Origin of the sequence: Streptomyces sp. NPDC005485, assembly GCF_040606085.1 — a bacterium.
In the GTDB taxonomy this organism is placed as follows: Bacteria; Actinomycetota; Actinomycetes; order Streptomycetales; family Streptomycetaceae; genus Streptomyces.
On sequence record NZ_JBEXDZ010000097.1, the window covers coordinates 1 to 15,090 of the forward strand.

13 protein-coding genes and 1 pseudogene are annotated in these 15,090 nt (G+C 71.5%); 11 read left to right on the forward strand and 3 right to left on the reverse strand.

Going from position 1 to position 15,090, the window contains the following annotated elements:
• From ABZS97_RS28005 to ABZS97_RS28025, 5 genes and pseudogenes are all read left to right on the forward strand, one after another.
• Positions 1–579: pseudogene (locus ABZS97_RS28005) on the forward strand (hypothetical protein); the annotation flags it as partial.
• Positions 580–647: 68 nt separating this feature from the next.
• Positions 648–2,063, forward strand: a complete 1,416-nt coding sequence (locus tag ABZS97_RS28010; RefSeq protein WP_356141827.1) for an MFS transporter — start codon at positions 648–650, stop codon at positions 2,061–2,063.
• A 4-nt stretch (positions 2,064–2,067) separates the two neighbouring features.
• Positions 2,068–3,351 (forward strand): aminotransferase class I/II-fold pyridoxal phosphate-dependent enzyme, encoded by a 1,284-nt coding sequence (locus ABZS97_RS28015; RefSeq protein WP_356141829.1) that lies wholly within the window; start codon positions 2,068–2,070, stop codon positions 3,349–3,351.
• Positions 3,352–3,367: 16 nt separating this feature from the next.
• The gene (locus ABZS97_RS28020; protein WP_356141831.1) at positions 3,368–4,525 is read left to right on the forward strand and encodes an OsmC family peroxiredoxin; all 1,158 of its coding nucleotides are present in this window, start codon (positions 3,368–3,370) and stop codon (positions 4,523–4,525) included.
• A 106-nt stretch (positions 4,526–4,631) separates the two neighbouring features.
• The gene (locus tag ABZS97_RS28025) at positions 4,632–5,846 is read left to right on the forward strand and encodes a transglycosylase family protein (protein WP_356141833.1); all 1,215 of its coding nucleotides are present in this window, start codon (positions 4,632–4,634) and stop codon (positions 5,844–5,846) included.
• On the opposite strand, the gene ABZS97_RS28030 is transcribed toward ABZS97_RS28025, so the two are convergent.
• A complete protein-coding gene (locus tag ABZS97_RS28030; RefSeq protein WP_356141835.1) occupies positions 5,836–7,023 on the reverse strand; it encodes a DMT family transporter in 1,188 nt (395 codons plus the stop codon). The genes ABZS97_RS28025 and ABZS97_RS28030 overlap by 11 nt on opposite strands.
• 210 nt (positions 7,024–7,233) lie before the next feature.
• Between ABZS97_RS28030 and ABZS97_RS28035 the strand changes: the two genes are divergently transcribed.
• From ABZS97_RS28035 to glgC, 4 genes are all read left to right on the forward strand, one after another.
• Positions 7,234–7,995: a (2Fe-2S)-binding protein gene (locus tag ABZS97_RS28035; protein WP_356141837.1), complete on the forward strand. Its 762-nt coding sequence runs from the start codon at positions 7,234–7,236 to the stop codon at positions 7,993–7,995.
• A complete protein-coding gene (locus tag ABZS97_RS28040) occupies positions 7,982–8,326 on the forward strand; it encodes a hypothetical protein (protein WP_356141839.1) in 345 nt (114 codons plus the stop codon). The genes ABZS97_RS28035 and ABZS97_RS28040 overlap by 14 nt, the downstream gene beginning before the upstream one ends.
• A gap of 107 nt (positions 8,327–8,433) precedes the next feature.
• A complete protein-coding gene (gene glgA, locus ABZS97_RS28045; RefSeq protein ID WP_356141886.1) occupies positions 8,434–9,597 on the forward strand; it encodes a glycogen synthase in 1,164 nt (387 codons plus the stop codon).
• Between the two features lie 110 nt (positions 9,598–9,707).
• Positions 9,708–10,928 (forward strand): glucose-1-phosphate adenylyltransferase, encoded by a 1,221-nt coding sequence (glgC, locus tag ABZS97_RS28050; protein WP_356141841.1) that lies wholly within the window; start codon positions 9,708–9,710, stop codon positions 10,926–10,928.
• A gap of 31 nt (positions 10,929–10,959) precedes the next feature.
• On the opposite strand, the gene ABZS97_RS28055 is transcribed toward glgC, so the two are convergent.
• Both ABZS97_RS28055 and ABZS97_RS28060 read right to left on the reverse strand, forming a co-directional pair.
• Complete coding sequence (locus ABZS97_RS28055; protein WP_356141843.1) at positions 10,960–11,412, reverse strand: GNAT family N-acetyltransferase; 453 nt, start codon at positions 11,410–11,412, stop codon at positions 10,960–10,962.
• Positions 11,413–11,465: 53 nt separating this feature from the next.
• The gene (locus ABZS97_RS28060; protein ID WP_356141845.1) at positions 11,466–11,660 is read right to left on the reverse strand and encodes an antitoxin; all 195 of its coding nucleotides are present in this window, start codon (positions 11,658–11,660) and stop codon (positions 11,466–11,468) included.
• 308 nt (positions 11,661–11,968) lie between these two features.
• On the opposite strand from ABZS97_RS28060, the gene ABZS97_RS28065 reads away from it, so the two are divergent.
• Together ABZS97_RS28065 and ABZS97_RS28070 are read left to right on the forward strand one after the other, a co-directional pair.
• Positions 11,969–13,297, forward strand: coding sequence for a wax ester/triacylglycerol synthase family O-acyltransferase (locus tag ABZS97_RS28065; protein ID WP_356141846.1), 1,329 nt, complete (start codon positions 11,969–11,971; stop codon positions 13,295–13,297).
• 135 nt (positions 13,298–13,432) lie between these two features.
• On the forward strand, positions 13,433–14,947 hold the full coding sequence (locus ABZS97_RS28070) for an SDR family NAD(P)-dependent oxidoreductase (RefSeq protein ID WP_356141848.1): 1,515 nt from the start codon (positions 13,433–13,435) through the stop codon (positions 14,945–14,947).
• Positions 14,948–15,090 lie beyond the last annotated feature (143 nt).

A 15,090-nucleotide genomic window follows, 5' to 3' on the forward strand; every position in this document is an offset into this window, starting at 1 on the left:
GCGGACCGCGCCGCCGTCGGCCGGTTCGCCGCCGAGTACGCCGTGCGCGGCGCCGCACTGCTGCGGGCGCACGGGCTCGACTGTCCGACGGTCACGGTGGGCGGCACCCCCACCGCGGAAGGCGCGCTGGCCGTACCCGGAGTGACCGAGGTGTGCGCGGGCGCCTACGCGTTGCAGGACGCCGGGATGGCCGCGATCGGGATCTGCGACGCCGACGACGTGGCGGTGACGGTGGCGGTCGAGCCGGGCACCGGGTCCTTCACGGACGGCGACGTCGACCTGGACGCATACCCCTACCCCTGGCAGACCGCGGGCGAACGGACCCTGCGCCCGGCCCCGGAGCGGGTGCACGTCCTGCCTCCGCACGTCTGCGCCCTGATGCCGCAGATCGATCACGTGACCGCCCGCGAGCAGAAACGGCCCGACACCACATGGCGCGTACGGAACCAGATGGACGAGCCGGATCAGGCGGACCAGGCGGACCAGGCGGATCAGGCGGACCAGCTGCGCGAGACGGATCGAACGGATCGCCCCGAGCGGACAACTCCCGTACGGCGGACGGGCGAAGCGGCGGGATAGCCGGGGCCGGGGGCTCCGGAGACGTCCCGTCCGGTGCCACCGCGCCCGCGGCCCCCTCGCGCTTCTCCGTGCTGCGCATCCCCGCCTACCGCTGGTTCTTCCTCGGCCAACTCACCTCGGCGTTCGGTGACTTCCTGGTCGCGCCGGCGCTCGCGTTCGCCGTGCTCGGGCTCACCGGGTCGGCCGCCGACATCGGGTTCGTGCTCGCGGCGCGGACCGTCCCCCTCGTGCTGCTGATGCTGGTCGGCGGTGCGCTCGCGGACCGGCTGCCGCGGCATCTGGTGATGATCGGCGCGGACGTGGTGCGGGCGGGCGTGCAGGCGGCGACGGCTGTGCTCGTCCTGTCGGGGCAGGCGCAGATATGGCAGTTGATGGCGCTGCAGGCCGTACACGGCTCGGCCACCGCGATGTTCACCCCGGCGGTGTCCGGGCTGCTTCAGCAGACCGTGCCGCCGCCGCAGCGGCAGGCCGGCAACGCCCTGCTCTCCATGCAGCGTTCGGCGGCGTTCATCGCGGCACCGCTGATCGCGACCGTGCTCGTGGTCACGGTGGGGCCGGGCTGGGCGATCGGCGCCGATGCCGTGACCTTTGTAGCGAGCGCGGTCTTCCTGAGCAGGCTGCGCCCGCTCACCGGCCCCACTCCGAAGGGGACGAAGGCGACGAAGGCGTCGTCGGACAAGTCGGACAGGAGTGACGCCCAGGTGGCGGCGCCCGCCGCGCGCAACCTCGCGCGCGATCTGCGTGAGGGCTGGCGGGAGTTCCGTTCCCGTACCTGGGTGTGGTCCCTGATCTCCGCGGCCTCGCTGACCAACGCCTGCTGGTCGGTGTTCTCCGTCCTCGGACCGGCGCTGAGCGAACGGGAGTTCGGCGGACCCGAGGCCTGGGGCCTGGTCCTGACGGCCTTCGGCGCCGGGGCGGTGAGCGGCGGCGCGGTCGCGCTGTACGTACGCCCGCGCCGGCCACTGCGGTTCGCGGCGCTGTCCGTGTCGCTGTTCGCCGTGCCCTCGCTCGTGATGTCGCAGGTGTCGTCGGCGGTGCCCGTCATGGCCGGGGCGTTCCTCGGCGGGCTGGGACTGATGGTCTTCAACCCCCTGTGGGAGACGGTCCTCCAGCGGGAGATCCCCTCCACCGCCCTGTCGAAGGTCAGCTCCTACGAGTGGCTCGGGTCGTACGCCATGCAGCCCGTCGGCATGGTCCTCGCCGGACCGGCCGCCGCCCTGTGGGGTGCCCGGCGCACGATGCTGGCCGTCGGCCTCGCCCACCTGGCGATCAGCCTCGCACCCCTGGCCGTACGGGACGTGCGGAATCTGACGGACGCGGGCGAGCACACCCCCGCACCCGCACCCGCACCCGCACCCGCACCCGCACCCGCATCCGCACCCGCATCCGCACCCGATCTCGCTTCCGGCGCCGCATCCGCGGCCGCTCCTGCCGCCGTACCGACCGCCGCTCCCACGGCCGTACCCACCGAGAGAAAGGACTGACACGATGGCGAAGTCCCAGGGCAACGCTCCGGGCGCCGGGCACAACCGTCCCTGGACGGACAGCTTGCAGCGCGGCCGGGTGCCCGGCCCGCGGCTTCCCCAGCAGCGGGTGGTGGACGGCAGCGGACCCAGCACGCGCAGTGTGCACGCGGGGACCTACGAGGACCCGATCACCGGCGCGGTGGGCACCCCGGTGTTCCAGAGCACCACGTTCGCCTTCACGGAGGACACGTACCAGGCGTTCGACCAGGGGCACATCCGCGACGTGCCGATCTACGGCCGCTACGGCAGCCCCAACCAGTGGTCCGTGCAGGAGAAGATCGCCTCGCTGGAGAACGCGGAGAGCGCCCTGATGTTCTCCTCGGGCATGGCGGCGATCACCACGACGCTGCTCGCGCTCACCAACAAGGGCGGCCACATCGTCAGTTCGCGGGACGTGTACGGCGGCACCTTCAACCTGCTGCGCGAGGACATGCACCAGCTGGGACGCTCGGTGACCTTCACCGACCCGACCGATCTGGACGCGATCCGGGCGGCGGTGCGCGACGAGACCCAGGTGCTGTTCTTCGAGACCCTGACCAACCCGCTGCTCAAGGCGGTGCCGCTGGCGGAACTGGGCGCGCTGGCAAGGGAGTTCGGCCTGCTGCTGGTCGTCGACAACACCTTCCTCTCGCCGGTTTGCCTGCGGCCGCTGGAGCATGGCGCCCACATCGTGATCCACAGCGCCACCAAGTACCTGAACGGCCACAGCGATGTGACCGCGGGTGTCGCCGCTGGATCACGCAAGTACGTCGACCGGATCTGGTCGCAACTGCTGAAGTTCGGCGGCTCCTTGGACGCCATGATGTGCTTCCTGCTGGAACGCGGGCTGAAGACGCTTGCCCTGCGGATGCGCCGGCACAGCGAGAACGCCACCGCGCTGGCCGCCTTCCTCGCCGAGCACCCGGCGATCCGGGCCGTCCACCACCCTTCGCGCCCCGAGTACCCCTATCCGTGGCTGCACGAGCTCTGCCCCGACGGCTGGGGCGGCATGGTCGCGTTCGAGCTGCACGGCGGGGACGAGGCGGCTCTGAAACTCCTCGACCGGCTGGAACTCCCCGTCGTGGCCACCAGCTTGGGCGGCGTGGAGTCGCTGGTGAGCCTCCCGTTCAACACCTCGCACAGCTTCCTGACGTCCCGTCAGCGGCGTGAAGTGGGCATCGAGCCCGGGCTGGTGCGCTTCTCGGCCGGCATCGAGGACACCGACGACCTGCTCGCCGACCTCGACCAAGCGCTCTCCGGACTGTGACGAAAGGCCTTCAGGCATGCGCAACGGACTGAACATCACCGGTGTCTCGGAGACCGTCCACGAACTTCGCGAGCACCCCGAAGAGGCGATCGCCGACTTCGCCGTCGAGGCGCCCGCCCGCACCGACGAGCACGGCATCTCCAGGGCCAGGGCCCTCACCCTCCGCGCCGGCACGATCAGGGTCGCGCGCGACTTCCACCTGGAGCAGCGGTCGTTCGCCGCGCCCGCCGACGGCACGCCCACCCCGTACGAGTCGGCGCTCGCCGCCCTCGGGGCATGCGTACTGATGACCAAGGTGAACGGCTACACGGCCCGTGGGGTGACACTCGGCGCGCTGCGCGTCACCGTACGAGCCGACCTCGCGCTCGACGAGGACGGCCGCCCGGCCCCGGGCACCCCGCTCGGCAACCTCGCCTGGCACTGCGACCTCGACTGCGACACGTCCGCCGACACCGTCTCCTCGGTCAACCGGCTCGTCACCGCCTTCAGCCCCAACCACCGGGTGTTTCTTGACGAGTCACCGATCAGTGCCGCCGTGCGCGTCCGCCGGAGCGACGGCACCGTTCTGGACCTTCCGGTCGACTGGGCCCCTGAGCCGGCGCCTCAGCCCTCCTCCGTGTGTTCCGTGGAAGCCGAGGTCGTCTGGGAGAACGGCTCCGAGGCGGTCTACCGCACGGCCCTCACCGTCGACGGCGTACGACGTCTCTCCGAGCCCCTGATCGCGGACCAGCCCAAGCAACTCGTCGGCATCGACAAGGGCCCCAACTCCCAGGAGATCCTGCTCTCCGCACTCTGCGGCGAACTGGCCACCCTGATCCAGCCGGAGGCGGGAACGCGTGCGGGCGCGGAGCTGCGCGATCCGGTCCTGCGGGCCGACGGCCGCCTCGACACCCGCGGGATGCTCAACGTCCACCGGGAGATCTCCAGCAGCTTCCACAACCTGACCGTCCGGCTCGCCCTCGACAGCGACGCACCCGAACCCGCGCTGCGAGACCTGCTCTCGCGCGCCCTGTCCCGCGCGGTGCTGCCCGCCACCCTGCTCACCGCGCTCCCGATCGCGGTCACGCTGGCACACGGAGACGCACCCCAACTGGCCTATCACAGCACCGTGGAGGACGCGGAAGGCATCCGCGACGAGGTGACACGACGGCAACGGGAGGCCGCGAACGCGTAGTTGAGCGTCGGCGACGAGACACGAGAGGCTGATTGTGCTCTTGTCGTGGCCTGTTCGAAGCGCTTATTTTTGCGGCTCCTGACGCATTGTCGAGGGGGGCATCCGCATGGCCGTACGGGGTCGGCACCGCCGGTATCAGCCGAACAGGATCAACCGCGCCTCACTCACCGTCACGGCCGGCGGCGCCGGAATTGCACTCCCGCTCCTCGCGCCCGGCGCCGCCCACGCGGCCGACGTGGGCACCTGGAACAAGGTCGCCGCCTGCGAATCCAGCAACAACTGGAGCATCAACACCGGCAACGGCTACTACGGCGGGCTGCAGTTCACCCAGTCCACCTGGGAGGCGTACGGCGGCACGGCCTATGCGCATCGCGCGGATCAGGCCACCAAGGACCAGCAGATCGCCGTCGCCGAGAAGGTGCTCGACGGACAGGGGCCCGGCGCCTGGCCGGTCTGTTCGGTCCGCGCCGGACTCACCCGGGGCGGCGGAGCCCCCCACATCAGCACGTCCGGCACTACCACACAGACCACCAAAGAGACCGCGACGAGCAGGGACACACGGACTCCCAAACGCTCCGTGCGCGACGTACAGCCGCAGACCACGCCCCAGTCGCAGGCGGGCACGGCCGAGATGTACACCGTCGTCCACGGCGACACGCTCTCCGGCATAGCCGACTCCCGGCAGGTCCAGGGCGGCTGGCAGCGGCTGTATGCCGCGAACCGTACGACCGTGGGTTCCGACCCGGACCTGATCCTGCCCGGCCAGCGGCTGAGCCTGCGCGGCAAGGCGCCGACGGCCCACCCCAAGGACACGACGTCCGACACGTCCACGACGAAGAAGACGAAGAAGTCCCCGGTCAAGGAGACCAGGGACACCAAGGACACCAAGAAGCACACCGACAAGGTCACCACGACCCACACCCTGGTCGCCCCGGTGAACGCCGCGACCGGCACGCCGTACCGCGCCGCCGGCTCGTCCTGGTCCAAGGGCTACCACACGGGCGTCGACTTCCCGGTGCCGACCGGCACCACGGTGAAGGCGGTCGGCGCGGGCCAGGTCGTCAGCTCGGGCTGGGGCGGTTCGTACGGCTACCAGGTGGTGATACGGCACTCGGACGGCCGCTACTCGCAGTACGCCCATCTCTCCGCGATCTCCGTGAAGGCCGGGCAGAGCGTGACGACCGGCCAGCGCATAGGCCGCTCCGGGTCCACGGGCAACGCCACGGGCCCGCATCTGCACTTCGAGGTGCGGACGGGGCCCGGCTTCGGTTCCGACGTCGATCCGGTCGCGTATCTCAGGGCGGGCGGCGTCAGGATTTGACGCGCGTGCGGTGCCGGTCCAGCAGTGGGGTCGGGACGTAGGGCCCGCCGTAGAACGGTGCGTAGTAGCGCGGTACGTCGTCCAGGGACGGGGCCGGGACGGACGGGACCTTGGCCCCGTCGTCGTCCTGGTCCGCGCCGTCGTACGCCGCGTCCGGCACTGTGCCCGGCACCGTCACCGAGGCCGTCGCCGGTGCCGGAACGGTCACCTGAAGTTGTGCCAAGGCGTCTTCAAGCGCTGTCGAGGCAGTCGCCGCGGACTGGGCGGGAAGCCCGGCGAGCAGTTCCTTCGCGGGGGGCGTGCCCACCGGGAGGGCGGCGGGTGCGGTGGTTGCCGTCGTGCGCTGCGGGGTGTCCAGCCGCTCGGTCGTGAGCAGGATCAGGCCGCCCGCGGCGACGACGCCGCAGCCCAGGGCGAGCATGGTGCCCGTCGCTCCGTAGCGGAAGGTTTCGCCGAACATCGTGATGCCGACCGCCGCCGCCATCATCGGGTTCACCACCGTCAGGGTGGCCAGCGGGGCCGCGAGGCCGCCGCCCCGGTAGGAGGCCTGCGACAGGAGCATTCCGGCCGTGGCCAGGACGCCGATGACGCCCAGGCTCGGCAGGTCGGAGAACGTGACGTGGTTCGTCCAGTCCACCGCGACCGTCTTCGTGAACACGGACGACATACCGAAGGCGATACCCGACGCGACCGCGAGGAGCACGCTGCGCACGGCCGGGTGGCGGTGCGCGGCACGACCCGCGACCATCAGCGCCACCACGGCGCCGCCGCTGACCACGGCCAGCAGCACACGCTGGGGGTCGCTCAGGGACCGTGCGTCGGCCGTACCGACCAGGGACAGCAGGCCCGCGAGGCCCACCGTCGCCATGATCGCGCCCCGCCATGCGGTCGCCCCGGCCTTGCGACCGACGAAGAGCGCCGCCATCGGCAGCGCGAAGACGATGGTGAGCGCGCCCAGGGGCTGGACCAGGCTCAGGGGGCCGTAGGCGAGCGCCACCACGTGCAGCAGCCCACCGAGGCCGTTCAGCGCCACGGCGGCCCACCAGCTGGGCCTGCGCAGCGGCGCGTACGTCTGGTCCGGGGAGGTCACCGCGACCTGCTCCTGGACGATGGCACCGCCGGCGTACGCGACGGCGGAGACGAGGGAGAGCAACACGGACAGCGTCAGAGCGCTCATGTGTCCCTCCTCTGCGTACGGCGTGGGCGGCGGGCCCGGCGCGACGAACGGTCGGCTTGCATAGCAACAACGATGCCCTGCGAATTCCTTCACGTCGTCGTACCTGAGCAGGCATTGGGTCCTACTGCCGATGGAGTAGGACACGCGCCTCGTCCTCCCCAGGGTGGGTGACAGCACGGCCGGGCCCGCCGGTGGAAACCCCTAGGGGGCTTGGTACTACTGCTCTTCGTGGACCTCGACCCGGATCTCTCAGCACTCGACTCGCTCGGTGGCTTCTTCGTACTACGCACGGCAGTATCGCCACAGGGCGCTCAAGCAACGCTTGAGAAGGCCTATACGACCCCTCGAACCGACCCGGACGGGGACGTTTATGCGGATCCGATGACTTTCCGGGTCCGCAAAGTCGCACAAAGTCTGCGGGCCCCCGAGGACCGCGTCGCGGCCTCGATCGCGCACCAGGCGCTGGCCGCCCGGCTGTGGTCGATCGCGCTCGGCTCCGCCGCGCTGTTCGGCCGGGTGCCCGACCTCGATCCGCGGCTGCTGCACTGGAATCCGGACGCCGGCGCGCCCGACGACCTGTGGCCGGCCGAGGTGCGCATGCTGCCCGCGGCGGCGATCGGCGACGTCGTACAGGAAGGTCATCTCGCCCCGCTGGCGGCGGCCCTGCGCTCCCGGTACCGCGTCTCGGCGGGCCTGTTGCGGGGCAACTCGGGCTCCGCCCTGGCGGGCGCCCTGCGCCAACTCGACCGCTGGGCGTCCGCCAATCGCCGCGCGGACGTGGCCGACCGGGCCCACGAGATCGCCGCCGGGCTCTTCACCCACCCCGAACTCGCCGGCACCCTGGACCCCACCACCCTCCGCCGCCGCAGCTGCTGTCTCTACTACCGCCTCCCGGGCGGCGGCCTGTGCGGCGACTGCTGCTTCGACCGCCGCCCGCCGACGAGGAATCCGGGCGCCGATGCACGGCCTTGAGTTCATCGCCCTGGGATTCGTGTTCGTCGCGGCCGGGCTCCTGTGGCGGGGACGCGCCGTGCGGCCGCTGTCGGCGAAACGCGCACGGGCGGCGCTCGCGCGTGAGCACTCCCGCCATCTGCTGCGCGCCGCGGACCTGGCGATCGCCCGGGCGCGCCGCAGCGCCGCGCCCGACGAGCCCGTCATCATCAGGATCGACGACGTGCTCGCCACGGCGTACCGGCAGTTCGGGCACCCGTGCGGGTCACGGGAGGAGGCGGCCGCGGCGCTCCGGCAGCGCTACGAGGCGCGGGGATGCCGCTCCGACTGCATGACGGACGCCTTCGACTGACCGCCCGCGCGCGGACGCCGACCGCGCGTTCCCGGGTCGCGGTCTTCCCCCGCCGCCTCATCTGGGTGACCATGAAGAGCACTAGCCGCTATGACGGGGGGTTCTGTGTGCGAGTGGGACTGCTGAGCCGGGAGTATCCGCCCGATGTGTACGGCGGTGCGGGGGTCCACGTCGAGTTCCTCGCCCGGGAGCTGCGCTCCCTCACGGACCTGGACGTGCACTGCTGGGGCGAGGTCACCGCTTCGGAGCGAGCTGCCGGCGTCGTCCGCCACCGGCCCTGGTCCGCGCTCGACGGGGCCAACGACGCGCTGCGCACGTTCTCCGTGGACCTCTCCATGGCGGCCGGTCTCGAAGGCCGCGAACTCGTCCACTCGCACACCTGGTACGCCAACCTGGCCGGCCACTTCGGCAAGCTGCTGCACGGCATCCCGCACGTGATGACCGCCCACTCGCTGGAGCCCCTGCGCCCCTGGAAGGCCGAGCAACTCGGCGGCGGATACGCCCTGTCCAGCTGGGCCGAGCGCACCGCGATCGAGGCCGCGGACGCCGTGATCGCCGTATCCGGAGCCATGCGCGAGGACATCCTCACCTGCTATCCGGCGCTGGACCCGGCGAGGGTGCGCGTCGTCCACAACGGCATCGACACCGCCCTGTACCGGCCGGACCACGGCACGGACGTCCTCGCCCGCATCGGCCTCGACGCCGACCGCCCGTACCTCCTGTTCGTCGGCCGTATCACTCGCCAGAAGGGCGTGCCCCACCTGCTGCGCGCGGTCCGGGACATCGACCCGGACGTCCAGGTGGTGCTCTGCGCGGGCGCCCCCGACACCCCGGAGATCGACCGGGAGTTCCGCGAGCTCTTCCAGGAACTGAGCGGTGTACGCCAGGGAGTGCACTGGATCCCGCAGATGCTGCCGCGTCCGGATGTGATCCAACTCCTCACGCACGCCGCCGTGTTCGTGTGCCCTTCGGTGTACGAGCCGCTGGGCATCGTCAACCTGGAGGCGATGGCGTGCGGCACGGCCGTGGTCGCCTCGCGTGTCGGTGGCATCCCCGAGGTCGTCGACGACGGCCGCACCGGTCTGCTCGTGGACGTCGACGACGACTTCGAGGCGCACCTCGCGCGCGCCCTCGACGCGGTGCTCGCCGACCCGGAGGCCGCCCGACGCATGGGCGAGGCCGGACGGCAGCGCGCGGTGGGGGAGTTCGGCTGGGACGCGGTGGCCCGGCGCACCGTCCAGTTGTACGAGGAGATCCTCAAACCGGGGTAGTCACCGGGCAGGGCGTATGACCGGGGCAGCCATCGGACAGGCGTGCTTCGACAAGCAGCGGCCGGGCCCGGAGTCGGGCGCGGCCCGACCGGGCGTAGAGGGGCGGCGGCATGCGGCGCGGTGGACCTTCGGTGCTGGGAATCGTACTGGCGGGGGGAGAGGGCAAACGGCTCATGCCCCTCACCGCCGACCGCGCCAAACCCGCGGTCACCTTCGGCGGAACGTATCGCCTTGTCGACTTCGTACTTTCCAACCTCGTCAACGCCGACGTCCTGCGCATCTGCGTCCTGACGCAGTACAAGTCACATTCCCTGGACCGTCATGTGACCACGACCTGGCGGATGTCGAGCCTGCTGGGCAACTACGTGACCCCGGTCCCGGCGCAGCAGCGCCTCGGCCCGCGCTGGTACCTGGGCAGCGCCGACGCGATCCTGCAGTCGCTCAACCTCATCCACGACGAACAGCCCGACTACGTCGCGGTGTTCGGCGCCGATCACGTCTACCGCATGGACCCGCGGCAGATGCTGGCCCAGCACATCGAGGGCGGCGCGGGCGTGACGGTGGCCGGCATCCGGGTGCCGCGCGGCGAGTCGTCGTCCTTCGGCGTGATCAGCCCCGGCTCCGACGGCCGGACCGTGGAGGGTTTCCTGGAGAAGCCCAGCGACCCGCCGGGCCTGCCGGACGACCCCGAGTGCGTCTTCGCCTCGATGGGCAACTACCTCTTCACCACCAAGGCCCTGATAGAGGCGCTCCAGCGCGATGCCGAGGACCCCGACTCCGTGCACGACATGGGCGGTTCGATCCTTCCCATGCTCACCGACCGCGGCGAGGCGCAGCTGTACGACTTCAGCGAGAACCACGTGCCCGGCGAGACCAGCGGTGACAAGGGCTACTGGCGCGACGTCGGCACCCTCGACGCGTACTACGACGCCCACATGGACCTGATCGCGGAGCGCCCGGCCTTCAACCTCTACAACCGCCAGTGGCCCGTCTACACCCACTCCGGGCAGCTGTCGCCGGCCCGCTTCAACGCCGGCGGCATAGCCAGCGAGTCGATCATCAGCGCGGGCTGTCTGATCCGGGGCCAGGTCTCGCGGTCGGTGCTCTCGCCGGGTGTCCGTGTCGATCCGGGCGCCGTCGTCCAGGGCTCGGTCCTGCACGACAACGTCCGTATCGGGCGGGGCGCGGTGGTGCGGGGCGCGGTCCTGGACAAGAACGTCGAGGTGCCGCCGGGCGCGACGATCGGCGTCAACCCGGACCGGGACGCCGAGCTGTACACGGTGTCGGCGGGCGGGGTGATCGCACTCGGCAAGGGGCAGCGGGTGTCGTAGCCCGCGGTGGGTCGCTGACGGCTCGCGGCGGTCAGGGCGCGGTCGCGGAGGCCTCGCGCACCATGAACACGTCCACCGCGTCCTCGGTCTCGACGGTGAACCCGTGCCGTTCGTACAGGCGCCGGGCCGGGCTGCCCTGCAGGACGTTCAGCCGGACCCGGGTGCCGTCGTGGTCGCAGCGCTCCACGAGGCCGCGCAGTACGGCTGAGCCGACACCGTGGCCCTGGAGGTGCGGGGCCAGGTAGAAGTGTTCCAGCCAGTGGGCGTCCTCGGCCGGGCGCAGCGCGACGCAGCCGGCGAACGCGCCGGCCACCTCGATCACCCGGGTGTGCGCCGGCGCGAACTCGTCCCGCAGCCGTTGTCGTACCCGTCGCTCGTCGTACCGCCCCAGCCGTTCCAGATCGGCGCGCAGTACCACGGCCCGCATCGTGGCCACCGCGTCGACGTCCGCCGCCGAAGCGGGCCGAGTCTCCCAATCCGCCATGATCGCGATGCTACCGGGCGGCACTCGGCGGCCGCCCGGCCCACTTCCGCGTCCTACTGCTGGGGCGGGCGGTCCTCTCCGCGGTTCCTTCCCAGCTCGTCCTTGAGCTTGTCCTGGGCCGTGTCGACGTGGCCGCTGTACTTGCCCTGGGTGCGGTCGTCGACCATGTCACCGCCCTTGTCGACGCCCTTGCCGACCTGCTCTTCCTTGCCCGACAGCATTTGCTTGAGCTTGTCCATCACAGACATGGGGGTCTTCCTTTCGTTGCTGTGCGCCCTCCCCTTCTGGTCCAGGATCAGGGCTCATCGCGAGGACTGCATCCGGACGTGGCGGGGTGGCGGACGGAAGCACTCCGGTGAGGAGAGGGGAGGGGCGGGAACCGGGCCACGGGCGAACCGGGCCGGTCCACCGGTGCCACGGGCGGTTGGGGCGTACGGGTATCGGTGTGTCTCGGCTTAATCTGCTGTTAACTGTGCGTAGCTTGATCGTACTTGACCGTAATCGCTTGTCGGAGGTTGACTGCTTGCTCACCCGTCGTCGACGCGAGAGCAAGCCTTTGACCTCCGACCTGCTCGCACCTCTCGACCTGGCGTTCTGGAACATCGAGTCCGCCGAACACCCGATGCACCTCGGCGCCCTCGGTGTCTTCTCGGCCCACTCACCCACCGCCGGCGCCCACGCCGCCGACCTGCTCGCAGCCCGCGCCGCCGCGGTGCCCGGGCTGCGGATGCGCATCCGCGACGTCTGGCAGCCACTGCTCCCGCTGGCCTTCGGCGGCGCCACGCGTGAACCGGCGCCCGACTTCGACCCGCTCCAGCACGTACGGCTGCACGCGCCGACGGCCGACTTCCACGCGGTCGCGGGCCGCCTCATGGAACGCCCGCTGGAGCGCGGCCGCCCGCCGTGGGAGGCGCACGTGCTGCCCGGCGAGGACGGCACGTCGTTCGCCGTGCTGTTCAAGTTCCACCACGCGCTGGCCGACGGACTGCGGGCCCTGATGCTCGCGGCCGCGCTGATGGACCCGATGGACATGCCGGAACCTCGGCCACGCCCCGCCGAACCGCCGCGCGGCCTCCTTCCCGACGTACGCAAGCTGCCGGGTCTGGTCCGCGGCGCCCTCTCCGACGTGGGCCGCGCCCTCGACATCGGGACCTCGGTCGCCCGCGCCACCTGGGACGTCCGCTCCTCGACCGCGCTCACCTCGCAGCCCACCGGCACCCGCCGCACCGCCGGCGTGGTCGTCGACCTCGACGAGGTGCACCGGATCCGCAAGACCGAGGGCGGCACCGTCAACGACGTCCTGATCGCCGTCGTGGCGGGCGCCCTGCGGCGCTGGCTCGACGAGCGCGGCGACGGCAGCGAAGGGGTCGCGCCACGCGCCCTCATCCCCGTCTCCAAGCGCCGCCCGCGCACCGCGCACCCGCAGGGCAACCGGCTCTCCGGCTACCTGATACGGCTTCCGGTCGACGACCCCGACCCGCTCGCCCGGCTGCGCACGGTGCGCACGGCGATGGACCGCAACAAGGACGCGGGGCCCAACCGCGGGGCCGGCGCCGTCGCGCTGCTCGCCGACCACGTGCCGCCGCTGGGGCACCGGCTCGGCGGCCCCGTCGTCGGCCAGGCGGCCCGGCTGCTCTTCGACATCCTCGTCACCAGCGTGCCGCTGCCCAGCCTCGGTCTGAAGCTCGGCGGCTGCCCCGTCACCGAGGTGTTCCCGCTCGCCCCGCTGGCCCGCGGACAAGCCCTGGCGATCGCCGTCTCCACGTTCCGCGGGCGCGTGCACTACGGGCTCGTCGCCGACGCGGAGGCCGTCCCGGACCTCGACCGGCTGTCAGCCGCGGTGACCGAGGAGGTGGCCGCGCTCCTCGCCGCATGCGGGTCCTGACACCGTCCTGCGGCCCGTCCGTACGTCGGTGATCATGGCGGGTTTGGCTCCTCGGCCTTTCGCTCCGTAAAATTCCGCCTTCGAAAGCGAGCGCGGTTCGAGCGCGGCGCGGAACCCGAGGAACGGCACACGGCGATGACGGTGACAGACGACAGCCAGGCGACCCCCGCCGTGGACACGGCAGAGGTGGCGGCAGCCTCGTACGGTCCCGGTATCGACCCGGAGCGGCTGGCCACCTGCCTCGCCGTGCTCGACGAACTCGACAAGCTGGACGTCGACCACCCCGACGCCATCGCCGTGCGCCGCGCCACCGCGGGCGTCTACCGCACGGTCAAGCAGCGCCGCCGCCAGGACCGCCGGGCCGCCAAGACCGCCCACGACAAGGCGGTCACCGAGGCCACCGCGACCGGCTCCGCCCAGCGCATCGACGACGAGACCGAGGGCCTCCTGCCGTCGTCCGTGACGGAGGAGGGCAGGATCGCCGGGATACTCCAGCGCCCGCGCTCCTGCTACACCTGCAAGACCCGGTACGTGGAAGTCGACTACTTCTACCACCAGCTCTGTCCTGACTGCGCCCTCCTGAACCGCGAGAAGCGCGACGTCCACGCCGACCTCACCGGCAAGCGCGCGCTGCTCACCGGCGGCCGCGCCAAGATCGGCATGTACATCGCGCTGCGGCTGCTGCGGGACGGCGCGCACACCACGATCACCACGCGCTTCCCGAAGGACGCCATCCGCCGCTTCAAGGCCATGGACGACTCGGCGGACTGGATGCACCGCCTCGAAGTCGTCGGCATCGACCTGCGCGACCCGGCGCAGGCCGTGGCCCTCGCCGAGCGGGTCGCCGAGGCGGGCCCCCTCGACATCCTGATCAACAACGCGACGCAGACCGTACGCCGCCTGCCCTCCGCCTACGCCGCCCTGGTCGGCGGCGAGAGCGCCCCGCTGCCCGCCGGGGAACTCCCCGCCCACCACGTCATCGGCGCCTTCAACTCCGGCGCGGTCGACGGCCTCGCCGCGCTGCCCCTCGGCACCAGCGGGCTCGACGCCCAGCAGGTCGCCGACCTCGCCCTGGTCGCGGGCAACGCCAGCGTGGCCCGGCACCTCGACGGCACCGCCATCGACGCGGGCGGCCTGGTGCCCGACGTGGTCGACACCAACACCTGGGTGCAGACCATCGAGCAGATCTCTCCGGTGGAACTCCTGGAGACCCAGCTCTGCAACTACACGGCGCCGTTCATCCTGATCAGCGCGCTGCGCCCGGTGATGGCCGACGCCGCCCGGAAGGCGAACAGCGGACGCGCCTACGTGGTGAACGTCTCGGCCATGGAGGGCGTCTTCGGCCGCGGCTACAAGGGCGCCGGCCACCCGAACACCAACGCTGCCAAGGCCGCCATGAACATGGTGACGCGGACCAGTGGCCAGGAGATGTTCCAGACCGACGGCATCCTCATGACCTCGGTCGACACCGGCTGGATCACCGACGAGCGCCCCCACTACGACAAGCTGCGCCTCGCCGAGGACGGCTTCCACGCCCCGCTCGACCTGATCGACGGCGCGGCCCGCGTCTACGACCCGATCGTGCGCGGCGAACAGGGCGAGGACCTGTACGGCGTCTTCATGAAGGACTACGCGCCCGGCAAGTGGTAGGACCCCCTAGGGGGTGTTTTGAAAGTCCCGCACAGCACCCACGGCGCCCGGCACGCACCCTCGCCGCACCGGCCGAAGACCCAAGTACGTCCAGTACGAGGGCCTTCGTCCGGCACGCCGAGGGCACGCACCGAACACCGCGG